An 18,965-nucleotide genomic window follows, 5' to 3' on the forward strand; every position below is an offset into this window, starting at 1 on the left:
GGAGCCACAATCGGTAACATGGTGTTCGTCAATTGTTGACGTGTGAACATTTGCTTACATTTGCGTAAAGATTGCATCGCCCGCCCGGGTTCGACATAGAGTCGGCCCGGGCATCTTTATAATGCTGGCTTAAAGACCCATTTGATTCCGACCGAACAAGGGAGCAAACATGGATCGCAGTAAGGTACCTGCCGTCCTGTCCATCGCAGGATCCGATTCCAGCGGTGGCGCCGGCATTCAGGCCGACATCAAGACCATCACGGCGCACCGCCTGTATGCCGAGACGGCCATCACCGCCATCACCGCACAAAACACGCTCGGTGTCACCGCCGTGCAGAATATCTCCCCTGATATCGTCGCTGCGCAGATCGACGCCGTATTTGACGATATCCGCCCCAGCGCCGTCAAGATCGGCATGGTTTCCTCTGCCGAGATTATCGAGGTTATCGCCGACCGCCTGAGCGCCTGGAACGCGACAAACGTGGTCGTCGACCCCGTCATGGTAGCCACCTCGGGCGCACGGCTGATTACCGAAGATGCCGCCGAGGCGCTCACCCGCCGCCTGTTCCCACTAGCAACCGTCATCACGCCCAATATTCCCGAGGCCATGGCCCTGCTTGACTACGAGGTCGACTCCGAGCGCACACAGCAAAATGCTGCCATGCTCCTCACCCGCCGCTTTGGTTGCGCATCCCTCGTTAAGGGTGGGCATCTTGTCAACGAGGCTAACGATGTATTGGCCGAACCCGCGCCACTCGATGACGAGGGCAACCATCTGGGCGATCCGCTCACCACGTGGTTCCGCCACAAGCGCATCGAGACCGACAACACACACGGCACCGGCTGCACGCTTTCGTCCGCCATCGCCTGCGCGCTGGCCCAGGGCATGGATCTTGCCGACGCCGTCAACGGCGGCAAGGCCTACCTAACCGGCGCTCTGGCCGCCGGCCTGAACATGGGCAAAGGCTCCGGCCCCGTCAATCACATGTGGCAATATTAAGATTCGCAGCCCAAAACCGCCGCAAAGGGGACAGGCACCTTTGCGGTGGCTCCCACAAACATCTCGATCTGTAACAGTAACTCGGCAAAATCGACCCTAGATGTTACAGATCAAGACAAACAATCGATATCGACCTAAATAATCTTAATCTGTAACATCTAGCCCGTTTTCGGCCTTGGAACTGTTACAGATCAAGACAAACAAACGAAACAAGCCCCCGCAAGGGGAACTCTGTGGTGGTTTGGGGCCGTGCTACTCACCGAGCATCTCTTGGAGCTTGGCTGCCACGGCATGTCCCAAGCTCTCGTGGCTTTCGGGCATCATATGCAGATAGTCGATATCGCCCGGCTCGGCAAACTCGGCGGCATTCAAAAAGTCGCAGCCAAACTGCTCGGCCACGTGCGCATAGTACTCGCCAAAATGTTCAGATGCCTCGACGGAACGCTCGTCAAAATCGGTCATATATACATCGGCGATCTGCGGCTTGATCTTGATAGGAGCCATCAGCAGGATGCGCGGGCAAGGCGCAGCGTCGGTCCACGGAAACGCGCGGACGGCGCGAATCAGCGCCATGGCGCCACGGGCGATATCGGAAGCTGTCACGTTAAAGACCGTCTTACAGTCGTTGGTGCCCAGCATGATCACAATGGCGTCCAGCGGCTTATGGGCCTCGAGCAGCATCGGAAGCGCGCGAATGCCGTTGAGGTTAGTGTCCAGATGGCACATGTCGTCGCGTACCGTCGTGCGGCCGTTGAGGCCTTCTTCAATTACATGCCAGCCCTCGCCTAAGTCACGTTGGACCACGCCACACCAGCGCACATCCTGCGCATAGCGCACCGCGGTACCGTCGCGCATGCCCGCCGGATCATAGCCATAGGTGTTGCTGTCACCAAAGCACAGAACGTTTTTCATCTTGAGCTCCTCATTCAGTAAAAAGCCGACGGGGGCAACCCCTCCCGTCGGCTTGGCATATCACATCGCGCGCACCGCTTACAGGTACTTGCGCCAGTCATCCTCGTCCTCATCATCCTCGACTGCTGTCTGGGCCTGCTCGGCGGCGCGAGCGGCTGCGGCGCGGGCGGCAACCTGGGCATAGGACTCCTCGTTGCGCTCGGGGAAGTTTGCCAGCACGTGCTCGAACTTGGCAAAGTCCTCATCCCAGCGCGTAGAGGGCACGGCAAAGAAGACCTGCTTGACCTTGAAGTCGCCCGACGCGAGCTCCTTGCGGAAGAGCTCGGCCACGGCCTCGGCATCAAAGCCGTTGTTCTCGCAGCCCCAAGCACCCAGCACGAGCTTCTCGCGACCAAGCTCATCGCAGATGGCAAGGACAAAGCGGATGCGGTCGCGCAGGGCATCCAGCAGAGCATCGTCGCTCACGCGATACTCCTGGCGGGCGCGCCTAACGTTGGGCGCGGCGGCCACGATCACGTCGGCGTATGCATGCACGTGGTTGCGGTCGAAGCGCACCGCAGGCACCACCAGCGCACGGTTGCGGTAGAGCTCGCAGTTGATGTTGCGGCGACGGTTCTCGCCGTACCACTTACGCTGCTTATCGAGAACGTTGTACAGATACGAATCGGCGCACAGCGTGGCCTCCTGGCCCAGATAACCCTGAATATATCCACCGCCCGGATTGGTAAACGAGGCAAAGGCGAGCACGGCCATGTCGCAGAACTGCGCATAGCCGCGACCGTTATCGAGGATTGCCTGCGTGGCGGAGGCATCAAGCACAGTGACCTCGGGCAGGACCGGAGCGGGCTCCTCAGCAGCAGGCGCGGACTCGACTTCGTCGGTCTCCTCTGCGGGCGCAGGTTCAGCCGCAACCTCAGCCTCGGCGGACGCAACCTCAGCCTCGGCGGACGCAACCTCAGCGGACTCAGACTCCTCGGCAACCGGCTCCTCGGCAGCCGCAGCCTTCTGGGCCTTGGCCTTCATCGCCGCGACAAAGCCGGCAGGCATACCGTCGAATTCGCGAACGCCGGCAAGCGAGCGCTCGATATCCTTGGCACACGCCTCGGACACAGTTGCCACGTGACGCTCGGCGGCCTTGGCGCGGGCCTCGCGCTTGGGGTTGGGCTGTCCCGCGCGGTTGGGCCTGCGGTTACGGTTCCTGTTGTCGACGTCTGCCATACGTGGCCACCTTTCCTGTCGCTGCCGCTATCGGCTTTTTCCCATCCATGATACCCCGCCGCGCACAAAAAAGACGGCCCCGCAGGACCGCCTTTCGCATCGTTTTACCGCGTCCGACAAGAAACGCTGCAATCCCCCGCGCTAGTCGCGACGACCGAGGATGTTCAGGATGCGCAGGAACACGTTGATAATGTCCACGAACAGGTTGGACGCCATGAGCACCGCATTGGGCAGCGTGGGTGGCACCGTCGTGGCAACATAGGTGTCGTAACCAATAAAGCCGGCGAACACCACGATCACGATCAGGTCGGTGATGGTCTGCGAGACGCCCATGAACATCAGCACGATCTCAACCAGAATCGTGGCGAGCAGAATGCCAAAACCGATGCCATATACGCGCTGGAAAAACTTGGGGAACGTCACGCCCAAGGCGCCAAAGACAAAGGTGATGGCGGCCGTGGCGATAAAGGCAGTGTTGATGGTGGGCAGGTCGTAGTTGGCAAGGCCAAACGACGCGGTCAGGCCAAAGGTACTCGCAAAGATTACGTAGCCCACAAGGGACAGGCCCACGGACTGCTTGCTGGCGGCAGCTGACATCATGACGATGCCGACAATGGTCAGGATAAACGAGCCAAAAACCAGCGGCAGGGCGGCCCCGCTCATCATCATGCGCGCAAACGACATGGTGCTCGTAAAGTAGGCGCCGGCGCCCATGGCGCAAAAGCCCAAGAAGATCAGGGCAGACATGGCGAGATTGTACGCGCGCGGCGACATCTCCTTGGCGCGGCTTGCGCCGGTCTCGACGGGGCCGTTCTGATAGCCCTGGATATCGTTCATAGCTTCGTCCTTTCAAAAAGCGCCGCGAATGACGGCGCAGCAGATGACAAGATTCCTACCATTGTACCCGAACGCCGTGCGTCCCTACCTACGGCGCTCGCCCTCGAGCGTGCGGTCAAACGCCCAGACCCACCAACGCATCACGTGGGCCTGCGAGCCGTCCGGCCGTTCGCGCGCCTGGTCCTCCAGATACAACTCGGTCGCGTGCCCGCCAAAACGCACCTTATAGGTTGCCGTACGAATGCCGTGAACCGTCAGGCCAAACCCAGTGGTCGAGACAATCTCGTCAATCGTAAAGCAACGACCGTCGACCCAGCAGACGGTGACCGGCACGACCTGTCCGCCCGCGAGGATGCGAGCCACGACGTCCACATACTGCTTGTGCACGCGCCGAGTTTTGCCATCTGTCTGTCGATATTCCATGCCTCCTATTATCGAACGCATGTTTGCATGTTGTAAAGCGAACAGGCTGTGGTTTTGGGGTGTTGGGGCGCGCGCACGTGTCCTCATGGTGTGTTAGCAAAAAGAACACCCACGGTCAACAGGGCTAATATTCATTTTTAGTGCCAAAAAATTCACTGCTCCCATCAGAACTCGGTAAAGAAACCCGCAGGAGGTGATACGATTTATCATGTTTCTGTAACGTGCCTGCAAACTTCGAGAAAGCCCATATATGGACGTAACGTTCTCAACCTTCCTCGGCCAACTTGTGTCGAACCCAGTCCTTGCCGTCACCGTGATCCTCGCGCTCGGCGCCATCTTCGTCAATGGATGGACCGACGCACCCAACGCCATCGCGACCTGCGTCACTACGCGTTGCATGCCCGCCCGCGCCGCTATTCTCATGAGTGCCGCATTCAACTTCCTTGGCGTGCTCATCATGACGCACTTTAACGCGAGCGTCGCCAACACCATCTCCCATATTGTCGACTTTGGAGGAAACAGCACCATGGCGCTCGCCTGTCTGTGCGCGGCGCTGTTCTCCATCGTCGTCTACGGCGCCACAGCGTCGCGTTTTGGCATCCCCACCTCGCAAAGCCACAGCCTTATCGCCGGCCTGACCGGTGCCGCCATCGCCCTCGGCGGTGCGAGCAGCGTCAACGTCCACGAGTGGATGAAGGTCATCTACGGCCTGGCGCTCTCCATCGGTCTGGGCTTTGTCATGGGCTGGGTCCTGTGCAAGCTCGTCTCGATTCTTTTCGCCGCCGCCAACAGGCGACGTGCCAATGTCTTCTTTAAATACGCTCAGATCGCGAGCGCTGCGGCCATGAGCTTTATGCACGGCGCGCAGGATGGACAGAAGTTCATCGGCGTGCTCTTTTTAGGCGTGGCCTTTGCCAGCGGCCAGACGAGCGTCGGCGATGCCGGCATCCCCATCTGGATTATGCTGCTATGCTCGGCCACCATGGGCATCGGCACCAGCGTGGGCGGCGAGCGCATCATCAAGTCCGTTGGCCAGAGCATGGTCAAGCTCGAAAAGTACCAGGGCTTCTCCGCCGACCTGGCGGGCGCCGCGAACCTGCTGCTTGCCACCCTTACCGGCATCCCCGTGTCCTCCACACACATCAAGACCTGCGCCATCATGGGCGTCGGTGCCGTCAAGCGCCTCTCGGCCATCAACTTCGGCGTCGTCAAGGACATGATGTTCACCTGGTTCTTCACCTTCCCCGCCTGCGGACTCATCAGCTTTGTCATGGCCAAGCTGTTCATGATGTTCCTCTAGTCAAACCGAACGTCCATCTGGACCGCAACACTTCGCCCACCCGTCTTCACCTCGAAAGGACCCACCCATGGCAAAGAAACCCGATTCGTTCTACTTTGACAACTACGTCGCCTGCGCCGACCTTGCTGTCCAGGCCGCAGAGTTGCTCATCAAGATTTTCGAGAACTTCGATCCCGCAAAGATTCACGATATGCTCGACAAGATGCATGCGATCGAGCATGCGGCCGACAAGAAGCACCATGAGCTTGAGGACGCCCTGCTCACCGCCTTTATCACCCCGCTTGAGCGCGAGGATCTGGACCTGATGAGCTGCTCGCTCGACACCGTGCTCGACCGTATCGAGGGCGTCGTGCAGCGCGTCTACTTCACCAACATCCAGAGCATCCATCCCGATGCCATCGTGATCGCCCACAAGGTGACCGACGCCTGCCGCGCCATGAAAGACCTGATGGTCGAGCTGCCTAACTACCGCAAGTCCAAAACGCTGCGCGAGCTCGTCATCCAGATCAACACCATCGAGTCCGAGGCCGACGAGCTCTATATCAACGCCATGCGTAACCTGCACGTTAACGGCAAGGACCCGCTCGAGGTCATCGCTTGGCGTGACGTGTACGCCTTCCTGGAGTACTGCGCCGACTGCTGCGAGAATGTGGCCGATGTCGTGGATTCGATTGTCATGAAGAACAGTTAATTGGGGGTACGTGTCCCGGCGGCGAAGGGCCGGCCACGGTTTGCTTTCTCACTCCGGCTGCTTTGCAGAGTCGTTCGAAAGTAAACCGTGGCCGGCCCTTCGCCTTACGTACCACCATTGGGAACTTTGGCTGATAGATTTAGCGCGATGGGGGTTTGGCTGAAGGGACCTTTGGTATCCGTTCGGACACTTTGGCCCTTGATGAGCGTTTGGCTGATTGCTGCTTTGGGTACTCTTTGGGTTACTTTTGGTTTGTTTGATTTTTAATTTTAGGAGGGCTTGTATGTCTTATTTGGATCTGGCTCGTGGTCGGTATTCTTGTCGTTCTTTTGAGGACCGTCCTGTTGAGCAGGCTGTGGTGGATGCCATTGTTGAGGCTGGGCGTATTGCTCCTTCTGCTTGTAATAATCATCCAGCCCGTGTGATGGTGCTGGATACGCCTGAGCTGTTGGAGAAGGCTGCTGCTTGTCAGCCTCGGTTTGCTCGTGATGGGTCTATCTTTGGCGCTCCGCTCATCTTCCTTATTTGCTGCGTTACCGATGATGCTTGGGTACGCCCGTATGACCAGATGAATTCCAGTGAAATCGATACGTCCATCGTGTGTGATCAGATGATGATGGAGGCCACCGAGCAGGGCCTAGGAACGTGCTGGGTATGCCATTTTAAGCCTGAGGTGGCACAGGAGCAGTTCAATCTGCCCAAGGGCGTCTATCCCTATCACATGCTCGTCTGTGGCTATCCCGCCGACCACATCGCCGATCCCGAGCATCGCGAGGCCCGCACTATTCCCCTCTCCAACTTCCTCCTCAAGTAGTTTTTGGACATACCTTAAAATCTACCCTTGACCGCTCACCCGTCGCTGAGTTCTGCGCCACTATGTGCAGGGCTCGGTTTTTTTATGTTACGCACCCCGGCACAGTCATAAAAAAGGACCCGCAAGCTGCGGGTCCTTTCTAGGCACTAAATTGTAGGCCGAATGTTAGTCCAGGTCGTCGGCAGCAAAGTTGTCGATCGGGGCAAAGGGATCGGCCACGGGGACAACCGGGTCAGCGACGGGCAGCGGCTCAGCGGGAACAGTCACCGCAGGAGAAGCGGCAGAACCGACCGGCGTGGAGGCCATGAGGTCGGCCGGGAAGGAGTTCTGGGCATCGTCCATGAAGTGCTGGATGAGCTTGAGGTACTCGGCCTTGAACTCCTCGCGGGAAGCCTTGAGACGATCGATTTCCTCGAGCTCGGCCTGCTTCTCGGTCAGAGCCTGGCGGATAACCTCGCGGGCCTTAGCGTCAGCCTCGTTGCGGATACGCTCAGCGTTCTCGTTGGCATCGTTGACGATGGTCTCAGCGGTCTGCTGGGCAGCGATCAGGGCAGCGGAAATCTGGCGCTCCTGAGCGGAGAAGTCAGGGGCGGGAGCAGCCACGGGGGCGGCAGGAACGGCTTGGGCGGTGGCATCCTGAGCCTGGGCAAGCTGAGCCTGCGCATCGGCAAGCTGCTGCTCGGTAGCAGTCAGGCGACCCTTAAGGTCGACGATCTTAGCGAGCATAGCGTCAACCTCGGAGGACAGCGTCTCCAAGAAGACGTCGACCTCGGCGGGATCGTAGCCACGCTTGGCCTCAGAGAAAGTCTGAGCCTGGATGTCTGCAGGGGTAATAGCCATAACAAGTCTCCTTTTTCATCGCCTCGGCGCTACACGCCCGACGTAAGTTACTAAGTCAGTTCTATACGAGTATACCTATAAGAAGCTGCAGAACCAGCCTCTGCACCAACTGCAACGCAATAATCGCAACGACCGGCGAAAAATCGATACCGCCCATCGGCGGGATGAAACGACGGAACAGGTTGAGCCACGGACCGCACACGCTATCGAGCACCGCAGCAATATCCTGAAGCAAACCACCCTGCTTCATGGGAATCCACGTCATAAAGCAGTAGACGACAATGAGCGTGGAATAGAAGTTGAACAGCGTGTTGACCAGCTGGACGATAGTGTAGATGTTGATGGGAATCTCCTCGTCTTGTCTTTACTTAAGGTAGCCGTCGGCACGAAGCTTCTTGAGATCGGAATCTTTGACCTCGCAACCGGCGGGCAGCACCATGAACACGCGGTCGCCCACCTCCTTGACCGTGGCGCCCAGACCGCAGGCAAAGCCGTAAGAGAAGTCCAAGACGCGCTTGGCAACTTCGGTGCGTACGCCCACAAAAATCAGTGCGACAGGCTGCTTGGTGCGAACGCGGCGCACCACGGTCTCCACGTCGTCATAGCTCTCGGGGCGCAGGACATAGGCCGGCAGCTGCGGCGTGGCGTTGATGATATTGCTCGCATAGGCCGAGGCATCGCTCGGTGCAGGCGCGGGTGCAGCGGCGGCACGGGCGCGGGTGTTCTCGGCGTAGCTCGACGGCGTGTCATAGGCACCAGGACGATAACCGCTCGCAACGCTGTCCTGCGAGCGCGAAGGCGGGTTATACGTCGTGGCATGGCGGGAGTCATCGCCGACCAGCTGACCGGAGCGCGTATACACGGCAACCGACTCAGCTTCACCGCGGCGCGTCTGACCAAGCAGGCCGTTGCTCGGCTCGTCTTGGGTGTAGAAGCCCTCGCCCGAAGCACCGCCGTAGCCGTTGCCCTGATAACTATCGTCATAGCCGTCATCGTAGCCGTAGTCGTCGTCCTGGCCATAACCCTGGTCGTAACCCTGCTGGCCGCCCAGGTGCATCTTATTTTTAATCTCGTCAAGGAAGCCCATGGTTGTGTCCTCTCGCGGTTTAGTGCAGGCGCCCCGATAATCAGTGCGCACTTCAGAGCCTATTTTACTGCAAACTCCGGGCTAAATACTACCCTGCCCAGGCGAACGAGCGTAGAGCCCTCCTCAAGGGCAGGCTCAAAGTCCTCGCTCATGCCGCAGGAAAGCTCAGGCAGGTTCAAATCGGGATGCGCCGCCTCCAGCTCATCCCTCAGCTCACGAAGCCCCGCAAAGGTGCGGCGTGCCACATCCTTATTCCCCCGGGGCGCCATAGTCATAAGCCCCTGCACGCAAATTCCCTCAAGTTCCGCAAGCTCACCCGCGGCGGCGCGAATCTCATCGGGCGAAAAGCCTCCCTTCGACTCCTCACCACTCACATTGACCTCAATGAGCACACGCTGGGGGCCGGCGAGCTCGCCTGCCTCAATCTTGCGGACAGCACGGCTCGAGATCGCCTGCGCCAGATGCAGCGAACCCACCGAGTGAATCAGCTCGGCTGAGCCCAGCACCGCATTGATCTTATTGGTCTGCAGGTTGCCGATCATATCGAAGCGCACCTCGGGCAGCTCCGGATGCTCCGCCAGACCCGTGAGCTTGCGAACCAGCTCCTGCGGGCGGTTCTCGGCAAAATGGCGATACCCCGCCTGGATGGCGGCAACGGTCTCATCGACACCAACGGTCTTGGACACGGCAATGAGGCTCGCGGCGTCGTGGGGACGGCCTGCGCGATCGAGCGCCGCATAAAAACGTTCCAGAATCTGCTCGCGGCGAGCGCGCATCAAGTCCAAATAGTTATCCATTGCCAATCGCCTCCGCTGACGGCCAAACAAGTAGTCCCATGCTAACGCAAGAGCGCGGCCCCGCATGTGCAAGGCCGCGCTCACTTAGGTATTTACAATCTTTCGACGAACGGGATTACTTACTCCTCGTCGTCCTCGTCATCGTCCTCGTCCTCAAGATGATCGAGCAGGTAGCGAAGTCCCTCGCTGACCTCGTTAACGGGCACCTTGGCAACGTAGCGCGCATCGACGGCGGGCCTCATGATGACGCCCTCGCCCGAAGGCACGCGCATGCTCTCGAGCTCGTCCTCGTCCGTGCGGGCGATATCGCCGGCATTCATGCGCTGACCAGTCAGCAGGAAGGTCAGGCGGCAGGCGGCATCGATGGAAATCGAGGCGATGCGATCGAGGTAGCGCGAAACCATGATGGCGCGGCGCAGGTCGTCATAGTTGCTGTCGTCGTCCATAAAGTCGCCCGTATCCATACGGTTAAAGGTGCGGAAGAACTTCTCGTAGGCGGCGTGCACTGGCTCGTCCTCGACGGCCAAGTTGCAGATGATGGACATGTCGTTGGTGACGAGCGCAGAAAGCGAAGAGCCCAGCACCTGGTAGACGGCCTCAGCCTCGGCCTCGACCGTGCCGACAAGCTCCTTGGGCAGCGAGATGTCGGCCTTGATCATATGACGCGTGGCACGGCAGATCTGACGGACCTTATCGGTCATGCGTTGCAGGTTAAAGTCGACGTAGATGATCGTCTGAAGCAGGCGGAAGTCGGAGGCGACCGGTGACTGCGTGGCAATCAGGTTGTAGCAGACGGCCTCCAGGTTGGCGCAGCGTGCGTCAATCGAAAGCGTGCGCTTCTTGGTCTTGGTGGCGAGCTTGCGGTCGTCGGTCACATAGGCCTTAACGGCATCGTGGAGGGCCAGATCGACGGCCTCGTAGATGCTCAGCATCTCGTGGCGGGCCTCGATGAGCTGACGGGAAAACAGTTTACGCATGGTTCACTCCAATCAGTTGGGTGCGGTCATGCCGCCCGCACAGTGAATACGCACCGGACCAGGTCCGATCGGCTTGGGACTAGTCGCACCGATCAGCCAAAGCGGCCGGTGATATAGTCTTCCGTCCGCGAGTCCACCGGGCTGGTGAAGATCGCGTCGGTTTGACCATACTCGATGAGCGTGGCAGGCTCACCGGCAACTTCCTGCAAGAAGAATGCGGTGTAGTCGCTGATACGAGCTGCCTGCTGCATTGAATGCGTGACGATGATGATCGTCATCTCGGGCGCCAGCTCGGCCATCAAATCCTCGACCTTAGAGACGGACGTGGGGTCGATGGCGGAGCAGGGCTCGTCCATCAGGAGGACATCGGGTTGCACCGCAAGCACGCGCGCGATGCACAGACGCTGCTGCTGACCGCCCGAGAGCGCCAAACCATCCTTGTTGAGCTGATTGGATACCTCTTTCCAGAGGTTGGCGCGCTTGAGCGATTCTTCCACGATGTCATCGAGGTCGCTTTTGCTAGTCACGCCCTGCAGACGAGGGCCAAAGGCGACATTCTCGTAGATGGATTTGGGAAACGGGTTGGGCTGCTGAAAAATCATGCCCACGCGGCGACGGAGGTCGACCGGGTCGACGCCCTCGGCATAGATATCGTTGCCGTCGAGCGTCATGGTGCCCTCGACGCGCGTACCCTCGATCAGGTCATTCATGCGGTTGATGCAGCGCAAAAACGTCGACTTGCCGCAGCCCGAAGGGCCAATGAAGGAGGTGATGGCGTTTTTGGCGATGTTGAGGTCGAGCCCCGTCAGCGCATGAAAGTCACCGTACCAAAAGTTGAAATCCTTGGCCGTAATGGCCGCTTGCTCCAGCGTGGGAGCGGACTGATAAACGGACATGGGACTCCTTAACTAGCGACGCTTGCGCGACAGGAAGCGCGCAAACAGGTTGAAGGCCAGAATGATCACCATCAGCAAGAGCGCGGTGCCGTAGGCTGCGTTCATGTTGATGCCGTCGTTGGCAAGCAGGTACAGGTGAACGGTCATGGGGCGGCCGGAATCGAGCGGCGAGATAGGTAGATTGATGGCCTGGCCCATGGTGTAGAGCACCACGGCGGTCTCGCCAATGGCACGGCCGATGGCAAGGACAATGCCCGTGGCAATACGGCCAAAGGCAGAAGGAAGCACGATCTTGGAGACAACCTGCCACTTGGTGGCGCCCAGGCCATACGCGCCCCAACGGATATAGCGCGGAACGGCGCGAATGGCCTCTTCGGTGGTGCGCATGACGATGGGAAGCATCAAGAGCGCAAGCGCCAGAGCGGCCGAGACCATCGAAAGGCCCAGACCCATAGCCTCGACAAACAAGGCGTAGCCAAACAGGCCCATAACGATGGAGGGCACCGAGGCCAAAGCGTCAGCAGCGTAGCGAATGAGCTCGACGATCTTGCCCTGCTTGGCGTACTCGGCCAGATAGACGGCTGCCAGCACAGCGATCGGCGTGCAGATAAGCATGGCGAGCGCCGTCACATAGACGGTCGAGACGATCGTGGGCCAAATACCGCCCTCGGCGTTGACGCCCTGGGGCCAACCGAAGATAAAGTCGAGCGAGATATGCGGCAGGCCGTTAATGACCACATAGGCAATGATAGCGACCAGCACCAGCGTGGTGATGTAGGCAGCCGCGCGGAATACGCCGAGCATGATCTTGTTGGACAGGTCCTTGTTGATGCGACCCTTCTTGCCGTGGGAAAGGGCACGCTTGATGCGCTCGCGCGACGAGGTCGTATCGACCGTCGTGTCAACGGAATCGGACATAGCCTACCCCCTCTTCTTCTTGGAAACCAGGCGGACGATGCCCACCAGCGTGGCGGAAATGATAAACAGGACCACGCCCATGCCGAACAGCGCCGAGCGATGCAGACCCGAGGAATAGCTCATGTCGAGCGCAATCTGGCTCGTGAGCGTCGAGATGGGGCTCGCAATGCTGTCGGGAATAACCGGGGCGTTACCCACGACCATGAGCACGGCCATGGTCTCGCCGATGGCACGGCCCATACCCAGCACGATGGCATCCACGATACCCAGCTTGGCGGCAGGTAACACGACCTTATAGATAGTCTGCCACTTGGTGGCGCCCATGGCATACGATGCCTCGCGAATGCCCATGGGAATGGAATTGAGAGCATCGATGGTAAGCGTCGTGATGGTGGGCACGATCATAATGGCGAGCACGAACCACGCCGTCAGCGCGCCAAAACCAAGACCGCCGGTCAGTTGTGCGATAAACGGGCGGATGATGATCATGCCAAAGAAGCCATAGATGATAGAAGGGATGCCGGCCAACAGGTCAACGGCAGGGCTGATGAGCTTGCGCACGCGCTTGCTGGCGATCTCGACCAGATACACGGCCGTGCCCACGCCTAGGGGCACACCCATGGCGAGTGCACCGACGGTCACCAGACCCGAGCCGGCAAGCAGCGACACGATGCCGTAGTGACCCTCAGAGGGCGCCCACGTAAAGCTAAAGAAGTCCGCCAGACCGATGTCGGTAAAGACGGGCAGCGCCGAGTACGTGGTAAAGACAAAAATCAGGATGACGGTAACGACCGCCAAGAACGCGCAGGCAAAGAAGATCCACTGCAGCGCCTTCTCCTTGATATAGGTACTGCGCGATACGAGCGCCAGCTCGCGCTTCTTGGGCGTCTGAACATTCCGCTCAGTCTGGGAGTTTTCCTGTGCTTCCATGCTACTCACTCCCCTTCTCGTCGTTGGTGACGGGGATAAAGCCCGCCTCGCGAATCTGCTTGTCCATCTTTTCGGACGTCACATAGTCGATGTAATCCTGCGCCTGCTGCGAAGGCGCACCCTTCACAAAGAAGTAAAGGTCGCGTGAGATGGGATAGCCGCCGCTCGCGACCGTCTTCTCGGACGCCTCAACATGATTGACCGAGACGGCCTTGACCGAGGTCTTGGCGTTGAGGCTATCGACGAAGCCCAGCGAAATGTAGCCAATGGCACCGCGCGAACGAGATACCACGTCGCGCACCTGGCCCGTGCCCGAAAGAACGGCGGAGCGGCGATCGAACGGGGTGCCGTCCATCACGATGGTGCGGAATGCTTCACGCGTGCCAGACGCCTCGTCTCGGTTGATGACCTGAATCTTCAGGTCCTCGCCACCGACCTCTTTCCAATTAGTAATCTTGCCGGCATAGATATCGCGGAGCTGCTCGGTCGAGAGGTTATCGACCGGGTTATCGTCGTTCACGATGACCGCGATACCGTCGTGGGCAATGACGATGGGAGTCAGGCCCAGATCCTGTTCGTCGGCATTGAGTCCACGGGAGGAGCTGGCGATATCGGCCGTGCCAGCGCTGACGGCTTCGATGCCAGCGGAAGAGCCCAAACCGGAAACGAGCACGTCGATGCCGGTCTCCTCCTTAAAGCCCTCTGCCGCAATCTCGGCGATAGGAAGGCAGGTCGTGGAGCCGGCCACGGTAATGGAAGAGGTAGAAGATCCCGAAGAACAGGCGCACAGCGTAAGCGTAAGCACAGCGGCGCTCAGGACCGATACGATCTTTCTCATAGCATCACGCCGATCGCAGCATGGCGCCCACAGGTGCCGTCCTCGTTACGGTAGGAATAAAAGCGGTCGTTCTGACGCACAGTCGAAAGCTGGGTATCCACGATATTATCCGCGTCCACACCGATATCTACCAACGCCTCACGAATGGCGGCAGATAGATCGAGCATGCGAGAAGCGCCCGCATCGATGCACGAAAACTCGGCGGCAAAGCGGTCCATGAGTTCCTGGGATACCTCATATTCGTCAGCCAAGATATGGGGGCCGATATAGGCGGAAACGTCGCTCGCATCGCAGCCGGCAGCATCGCAAAGCGCCTGGCACGCCTTGGCAGAAATACGTGCAATCGTGCCCTTCCAACCGGAGTGCACCACGGCAAATCCGCCAGGGGCCACCAGCACCACGGGAACGCAGTCGGCAAAGCAGAGCAGCACGGGCACGTCATGAGCCGTACAGACGATGGCATCGCAGCCCTCGGCAATCTGCTCGCGAACAGCCTCAAGATCGTCGGCACCGTTCGAAGTCACCGTAACGATATGGTCACCATGTACCTGATTGGGCACGAGCAGATTATGCTCGCACTCAGTGGCGCCCATAGCTTCGAGCGCTCGACGACGATTTTCTTGAACAGCAAAGGGGTCATCGCCTACATGCGAGCCCAGGTTGAGCGAGGAGTACGCATCTTCAGAAACGCCACCGGTGCGCTCGGTAAAGGCAAAGCGGACATCGGATGTCGCGCCCTCCACCAACGTAACTCCATCATGGTCGACACGCGAAACGTTGTCCGCACGTGCTGCCATACTAAAGCCTCCTAATAACACAAGTACCGCGGCGTCGCCGCGCAGTCCGCGTTTATACGGCTGTCATACTTCCTTAAAAGGATACCCGCAGCGGTAGGGACCAAACGTAAAGGGAACGTAAGGAGATTGGAGGCTTTCGTTTACAAACGAGAAACAAAACGGGGTGCATCCAAATGGACACACCCCGTGCAGGTCGTTGAGAAAAACGAACTAGAAGCTACCGCGCTTCAGGAAGTCGGGAAGCTCGAACTGGTCGTTGCCAAAGTTGGGCAGCTCGGTACCACCGACGTTGCGGGTCGGAGCTGCCTGAGCCGGGCTGGCAGCCGGGGCGGTGCGCTGCGGCTCAGCGGAGGCAGCGGCCTTGCTCTGAGACTGCTGAGCAGCAAAGAGCTCATCCTGACGGTTGACGTTGGAGTCGGAGAAGCCCGTAGCGATGACGGTGATACGCACCTGATCGCCCAGGGACTCGTCGACAACGGTACCGAAGATGATGTTGGCCTCGGGGTCGACGGCGTTGGCGACAACGTCGGCGGCGTCGCTGATCTCCTGGATGCCCAGGTCCTTGGAACCGGCGATGGAGAGCAGCACGCGCGTGGCACCATCGATGGAGCTCTCGAGCAGCGGGCTGGAGATGGCCTGCTGGGCAGCGTCGACGGCACGAGTATCCCCAGAAGAGGTACCGATACCCATCATGGCGGTACCGGCCTGCTTCATGATGGTCTTAACATCGGCGAAGTCCAGGTTGATGATACCGGGGACGGTGATGAGGTCGGTGATGCCCTGGGTGCCCTGGGAAAGGACGCCATCGGCAATCGCGAAGGCCTCGAGCATGGTGGTCTTCTTCTCGGCGATGTCGAGCAGCTTATCGTTAGGAATGACGATCATGGTGTCGACGCAATCGGAGAGGGTCTTGATGCCCTCCTCGGCGCTCTTCTTACGCTTGCGGCCCTCGAAGGTGAAGGGCTTGGTCACGACGGCGACGGTCAGTGCGCCGACCTCGTTCATCGCGATATCGGCAACGATGGGAGCAGCGCCGGTACCGGTGCCGCCGCCCTCGCCGCAGGTGATAAACACCATGTCGGCGCCAGCGAGCGCCTCGGCGATGTCGTCGCGGGACTCATCGGCAGCCTTGCGGCCAACCTCGGGATTGGCGCCGGCGCCCAGGCCGCGGGTAAGGTCGGTGCCGATGTGCACCTTGATATCGGCATCAGAGATCGCGAGTGCCTGAGCATCGGTGTTGATGGCAACAAACTCGACGCCGCGGATGCCCTCTTCGATCATTCGATTGACCGCGTTGGTACCGCCGCCGCCGACGCCGACCACCTTAATGACGGCAAGGTAGTTGTTGATCTCTGTCTCGTGCATGTCGGTCCTCCGAACAAAGGTTATAGCCATAGCATGGGTCGACCCCTGCGCACATTAACCTTCAGGTTGAAAGTAAATGCAAAGGTAAACCGTATTATGTTTGCACATTATGAACGTATCAGTCAAATAATTGACCGTGAAAACCAAACAAACCAGATAAACGGCGTGGTATGGCCCCTCAACAAAGCATCAACCAGCGCTACGAGGTCGGAGCATTCCTAAATGTGTAGTTGCCCGGAGAGCGCACATTGATATACGTTACGCCCTCTACCTGCGAAAGCAACTTGGTGACTACGCGTTCCTTCTTGGCGATATCGTCCGAATCGCCCAGCGACACCTCAATGCCGTTATTGAGGTTTGCCGAGATGGCTTCGACCGAAGGCGTGGAAATATCCTTGACTTGTCCCAAGAACTCGCTCGAAAAACCACGCACATAATCCAGGCCGGCCTTAACGGCTTTGGAGTTCACCGCCTGGCCGGAAACCGGAGCGACATCCGCCGAGACATCAGTCAATAACACCGCGCCATAATGCTTGGCGAGCGCCAGCGCGGCATCGATTCCGGTCAAGGTATTTGAGCCCTGCCCTGTCGTGATGACGTTGCCCTGGTCGTCCACTTCGACCGACGTCGACAGCGGGGCGATCCAGGTGTCATCGTCTCCGATAGCCCAGGCAAGGTCGTCGGAGCTGATATACGCAATGGCGATAACTTTACGCTCCGTCGGCGTGATGATAAGCGTATGGGGAAACTGGCGCTGGACATCCACGCCCGAAACCCACGGGTTCTGCTTGAGATCCTCGGTAATCTGGTCGGGATCGACGTTAAAAAGCGACGTTCCCTCGGGCAAGTCGATCAGCTGGATAGCATCGTGCTTCGTCACATGCTCGCTGCCTTGAATCTGAATATCAGTGGCAGTAAACAGTCCAGAGTTGATCACCACGATGGCAACGACGACGAGCACGGCCAAGACGGCCAGAACGCCGCCCACGATTTTGCCTTTGCCTGTAACGACAGAAGCGGCATCTGATGTTTTATTTGCCATCGCTCCAAGTGAAGATAACGGGTTGAAACCTTTTTTACTCGAAGGCTTCTTGGCGGTAGCCGGCACCGATGTCAGCGAGCGCGGTTTCGATGCGCCCAGCGTGAGACCTGGACGCGCCGCTTTAGTTCCCGTCGAGGGCTTGGGAGCTGCCATGGGACGGGCAGGCTTGGCGCCCATAACAGGCTTTGACGTCACCGAGGGACGCGAGGACTTTTTTGCGGCCGGACGATTACCGAGCTGCGAGCCGACGACCGGACGACTGGTCTGTCGAGCATGCCTGACAGACTTAGAGTGCGCGACGGTATTGCGTTGAGGTTTGGCAGGCGCGCCGGAACGCCCTCCGGCGCGGCGGAAGGTGGGTTTCGATGCTCTAGAAGCCGAGGAATTTAACTTCCGGTCTGAGCTCGATGCCATACGCCTCCCTCACCTTTCCGTGCACATGTCTGATAACCGCGGCAACGTCATCGGCCGTGGCAGTTCCGTTATTAACGATAAAATTAGCGTGAACGGGCGAAACTTCCGCGCCGCCAATCGAAAAACCCTTTAATCCACAATCCTCGATAAGCTTGCCCACACTCGCATCGGGCGGGTTGCGAAAGACAGACCCGCAGGATGCGCGACCCATGGGCTGCGTACGCTTGCGCCTTGTAAGGTACCGCTCCATGCGCTCGCGAATGTCGGCCTTGGGCGCCGGTTTAAGCTTGAGCACGCACTCGAGGATGATCTCATTGCGGGGAAGGCTACATTCGCGGTAGCCCCAAGAGATCTCGGACCCCGCATAATGCTTGATACCGGATGCCGGGTCAAACGTTACGACATCCTCAACCAGCGAGCCAATCCACTCGGTCCGCGTGCCGGCATTCATAGATATCGCACCGCCGACCGAACCAGGAATGCCAACGGCAAACTCAAGGCCCGAGAGGCTACGCGACAGGGCATCGTTGACCAGGCGCGCAAACATCACGCCCGCACCGACCGTCAGCGTACAACCGTCATCGGCAACAACCGTGCGCTGGAACTCACGTCCGAGCGAAATGACGGCACCGCGATAACCGCCATCGGCAACCAGCAGATTGGAGCCCTTGCCGATGATGACCCACGGCACCTGCTCGCGATCGAGCACCGCCACGGCGCGGCGGAGGGCATGATAGCTATGGCACGTCACAAAGAGGTCGGCCTTGCCGCCGATACGATAGCTCGTATGACGCGCAAGGCGCTCGTCCTCGATCACATCCGTGTCGATCATGCCCGAGAGCGCCATGACGGCGTTAAACAGACCCATT

General features: G+C 59.1%; 21 protein-coding genes. 4 read left to right on the forward strand and 17 right to left on the reverse strand.

The window, feature by feature from the left end:
• Window positions 1-169 precede the first annotated feature (169 nt).
• Window positions 170-1,000 (forward strand): bifunctional hydroxymethylpyrimidine kinase/phosphomethylpyrimidine kinase, encoded by an 831-nt coding sequence (thiD, locus tag DXB53_RS09130; RefSeq protein ID WP_117584213.1) that lies wholly within the window; start codon window positions 170-172, stop codon window positions 998-1,000.
• 252 nt (window positions 1,001-1,252) lie between these two features.
• On the opposite strand, the gene DXB53_RS09135 is transcribed toward thiD, so the two are convergent.
• From DXB53_RS09135 to DXB53_RS09150, 4 genes are all read right to left on the reverse strand, one after another.
• Window positions 1,253-1,912, reverse strand: a complete 660-nt coding sequence (locus DXB53_RS09135) for an SGNH/GDSL hydrolase family protein (protein WP_117584214.1) — start codon at window positions 1,910-1,912, stop codon at window positions 1,253-1,255.
• Window positions 1,913-1,990: 78 nt separating this feature from the next.
• Entirely contained in the window at window positions 1,991-3,130 is a 1,140-nt protein-coding gene (locus DXB53_RS09140; protein ID WP_117584215.1) for a TIGR02452 family protein, read from the reverse strand.
• Between the two features lie 141 nt (window positions 3,131-3,271).
• Window positions 3,272-3,967, reverse strand: a complete 696-nt coding sequence (locus DXB53_RS09145; RefSeq protein ID WP_117584216.1) for a Bax inhibitor-1 family protein — start codon at window positions 3,965-3,967, stop codon at window positions 3,272-3,274.
• Window positions 3,968-4,051: 84 nt separating this feature from the next.
• Window positions 4,052-4,390, reverse strand: a complete 339-nt coding sequence (locus tag DXB53_RS09150; protein WP_117715971.1) for a hypothetical protein — start codon at window positions 4,388-4,390, stop codon at window positions 4,052-4,054.
• Window positions 4,391-4,640: 250 nt separating this feature from the next.
• Between DXB53_RS09150 and DXB53_RS09155 the strand changes: the two genes are divergently transcribed.
• The 3 genes from DXB53_RS09155 (at window position 4,641) to DXB53_RS09165 (ending at window position 7,195) form a co-directional block, all read left to right on the forward strand.
• Entirely contained in the window at window positions 4,641-5,690 is a 1,050-nt protein-coding gene (locus DXB53_RS09155; RefSeq protein WP_117584218.1) for an inorganic phosphate transporter, read from the forward strand.
• Window positions 5,691-5,757: 67 nt separating this feature from the next.
• Window positions 5,758-6,381, forward strand: a complete 624-nt coding sequence (locus tag DXB53_RS09160; protein WP_117584219.1) for a DUF47 domain-containing protein — start codon at window positions 5,758-5,760, stop codon at window positions 6,379-6,381.
• Between the two features lie 283 nt (window positions 6,382-6,664).
• On the forward strand, window positions 6,665-7,195 hold the full coding sequence (locus DXB53_RS09165; RefSeq protein ID WP_117584220.1) for a nitroreductase family protein: 531 nt from the start codon (window positions 6,665-6,667) through the stop codon (window positions 7,193-7,195).
• Between the two features lie 165 nt (window positions 7,196-7,360).
• Here DXB53_RS09165 and DXB53_RS09170 read toward each other — a convergent pair whose 3' ends face one another.
• The 13 genes from DXB53_RS09170 to murB form a co-directional block, all read right to left on the reverse strand.
• Window positions 7,361-8,035, reverse strand: coding sequence for a DivIVA domain-containing protein (locus DXB53_RS09170; RefSeq protein ID WP_006234242.1), 675 nt, complete (start codon window positions 8,033-8,035; stop codon window positions 7,361-7,363).
• Between the two features lie 61 nt (window positions 8,036-8,096).
• On the reverse strand, window positions 8,097-8,384 hold the full coding sequence (locus DXB53_RS09175; protein WP_040358293.1) for a YggT family protein: 288 nt from the start codon (window positions 8,382-8,384) through the stop codon (window positions 8,097-8,099).
• Window positions 8,385-8,399: 15 nt separating this feature from the next.
• On the reverse strand, window positions 8,400-9,122 hold the full coding sequence (locus DXB53_RS09180) for a cell division protein SepF (protein ID WP_089571591.1): 723 nt from the start codon (window positions 9,120-9,122) through the stop codon (window positions 8,400-8,402).
• A 59-nt stretch (window positions 9,123-9,181) separates the two neighbouring features.
• Complete coding sequence (locus DXB53_RS09185; RefSeq protein WP_117584221.1) at window positions 9,182-9,919, reverse strand: YggS family pyridoxal phosphate-dependent enzyme; 738 nt, start codon at window positions 9,917-9,919, stop codon at window positions 9,182-9,184.
• A gap of 119 nt (window positions 9,920-10,038) precedes the next feature.
• Window positions 10,039-10,896: a PhoU domain-containing protein gene (locus DXB53_RS09190; RefSeq protein WP_117584222.1), complete on the reverse strand. Its 858-nt coding sequence runs from the start codon at window positions 10,894-10,896 to the stop codon at window positions 10,039-10,041.
• Between the two features lie 92 nt (window positions 10,897-10,988).
• Window positions 10,989-11,792 carry a phosphate ABC transporter ATP-binding protein PstB gene (gene pstB, locus DXB53_RS09195; RefSeq protein WP_089571588.1) on the reverse strand — a complete coding sequence of 268 codons (804 nt, stop codon included), beginning with the start codon at window positions 11,790-11,792 and terminating at the stop codon, window positions 10,989-10,991.
• 12 nt (window positions 11,793-11,804) lie between these two features.
• Window positions 11,805-12,710, reverse strand: a complete 906-nt coding sequence (gene pstA / locus DXB53_RS09200; RefSeq protein ID WP_055251684.1) for a phosphate ABC transporter permease PstA — start codon at window positions 12,708-12,710, stop codon at window positions 11,805-11,807.
• Between the two features lie 3 nt (window positions 12,711-12,713).
• A complete protein-coding gene (pstC, locus tag DXB53_RS09205) occupies window positions 12,714-13,640 on the reverse strand; it encodes a phosphate ABC transporter permease subunit PstC (protein WP_117584223.1) in 927 nt (308 codons plus the stop codon).
• Between the two features lies 1 nt (window position 13,641).
• Entirely contained in the window at window positions 13,642-14,478 is an 837-nt protein-coding gene (locus DXB53_RS09210; RefSeq protein ID WP_099431531.1) for a phosphate ABC transporter substrate-binding protein, read from the reverse strand.
• Entirely contained in the window at window positions 14,475-15,275 is an 801-nt protein-coding gene (locus DXB53_RS09215) for a polyphenol oxidase family protein (protein ID WP_117584224.1), read from the reverse strand. The genes DXB53_RS09210 and DXB53_RS09215 overlap by 4 nt, the downstream gene beginning before the upstream one ends.
• 210 nt (window positions 15,276-15,485) lie before the next feature.
• Window positions 15,486-16,640 carry a cell division protein FtsZ gene (gene ftsZ, locus DXB53_RS09220; protein ID WP_055251674.1) on the reverse strand — a complete coding sequence of 385 codons (1,155 nt, stop codon included), beginning with the start codon at window positions 16,638-16,640 and terminating at the stop codon, window positions 15,486-15,488.
• A 199-nt stretch (window positions 16,641-16,839) separates the two neighbouring features.
• Window positions 16,840-17,628, reverse strand: a complete 789-nt coding sequence (locus DXB53_RS09225) for a cell division protein FtsQ/DivIB (RefSeq protein WP_231501570.1) — start codon at window positions 17,626-17,628, stop codon at window positions 16,840-16,842.
• Between the two features lie 424 nt (window positions 17,629-18,052).
• Window positions 18,053-18,964, reverse strand: a complete 912-nt coding sequence (gene murB, locus DXB53_RS09230; protein ID WP_117584225.1) for a UDP-N-acetylmuramate dehydrogenase — start codon at window positions 18,962-18,964, stop codon at window positions 18,053-18,055.
• Window position 18,965 lies beyond the last annotated feature (1 nt).

Source organism: Collinsella sp. OM04-5 (assembly GCF_003439125.1).
Classification (GTDB): domain Bacteria; phylum Actinomycetota; class Coriobacteriia; order Coriobacteriales; family Coriobacteriaceae; genus Collinsella.

Bases quoted from the DNA above. Each gene is read 5' to 3' on its own strand.
- thiD (WP_117584213.1), top strand. From the start codon at position 170: ATGGATCGCAGTAAGGTACCTGCCGTCCTGTCCATCGCAGGATCCGAT.
- DXB53_RS09135 (WP_117584214.1), bottom strand. From the start codon at position 1,912: ATGAAAAACGTTCTGTGCTTTGGTGACAGCAACACCTATGGCTATGAT.
- DXB53_RS09140 (WP_117584215.1), bottom strand. From the start codon at position 3,130: ATGGCAGACGTCGACAACAGGAACCGTAACCGCAGGCCCAACCGCGCG.
- DXB53_RS09145 (WP_117584216.1), bottom strand. From the start codon at position 3,967: ATGAACGATATCCAGGGCTATCAGAACGGCCCCGTCGAGACCGGCGCA.
- DXB53_RS09150 (WP_117715971.1), bottom strand. From the start codon at position 4,390: ATGGAATATCGACAGACAGATGGCAAAACTCGGCGCGTGCACAAGCAG.
- DXB53_RS09155 (WP_117584218.1), top strand. From the start codon at position 4,641: ATGGACGTAACGTTCTCAACCTTCCTCGGCCAACTTGTGTCGAACCCA.
- DXB53_RS09160 (WP_117584219.1), top strand. From the start codon at position 5,758: ATGGCAAAGAAACCCGATTCGTTCTACTTTGACAACTACGTCGCCTGC.
- DXB53_RS09165 (WP_117584220.1), top strand. From the start codon at position 6,665: ATGTCTTATTTGGATCTGGCTCGTGGTCGGTATTCTTGTCGTTCTTTT.
- DXB53_RS09170 (WP_006234242.1), bottom strand. From the start codon at position 8,035: ATGGCTATTACCCCTGCAGACATCCAGGCTCAGACTTTCTCTGAGGCC.
- DXB53_RS09180 (WP_089571591.1), bottom strand. From the start codon at position 9,122: ATGGGCTTCCTTGACGAGATTAAAAATAAGATGCACCTGGGCGGCCAG.
- DXB53_RS09185 (WP_117584221.1), bottom strand. From the start codon at position 9,919: ATGGATAACTATTTGGACTTGATGCGCGCTCGCCGCGAGCAGATTCTG.
- DXB53_RS09190 (WP_117584222.1), bottom strand. From the start codon at position 10,896: ATGCGTAAACTGTTTTCCCGTCAGCTCATCGAGGCCCGCCACGAGATG.
- pstB (WP_089571588.1), bottom strand. From the start codon at position 11,792: ATGTCCGTTTATCAGTCCGCTCCCACGCTGGAGCAAGCGGCCATTACG.
- pstA (WP_055251684.1), bottom strand. From the start codon at position 12,710: ATGTCCGATTCCGTTGACACGACGGTCGATACGACCTCGTCGCGCGAG.
- pstC (WP_117584223.1), bottom strand. From the start codon at position 13,640: ATGGAAGCACAGGAAAACTCCCAGACTGAGCGGAATGTTCAGACGCCC.
- DXB53_RS09210 (WP_099431531.1), bottom strand. From the start codon at position 14,478: ATGAGAAAGATCGTATCGGTCCTGAGCGCCGCTGTGCTTACGCTTACG.
- DXB53_RS09215 (WP_117584224.1), bottom strand. From the start codon at position 15,275: ATGGCAGCACGTGCGGACAACGTTTCGCGTGTCGACCATGATGGAGTT.
- ftsZ (WP_055251674.1), bottom strand. From the start codon at position 16,640: ATGCACGAGACAGAGATCAACAACTACCTTGCCGTCATTAAGGTGGTC.
- murB (WP_117584225.1), bottom strand. From the start codon at position 18,964: ATGGGTCTGTTTAACGCCGTCATGGCGCTCTCGGGCATGATCGACACG.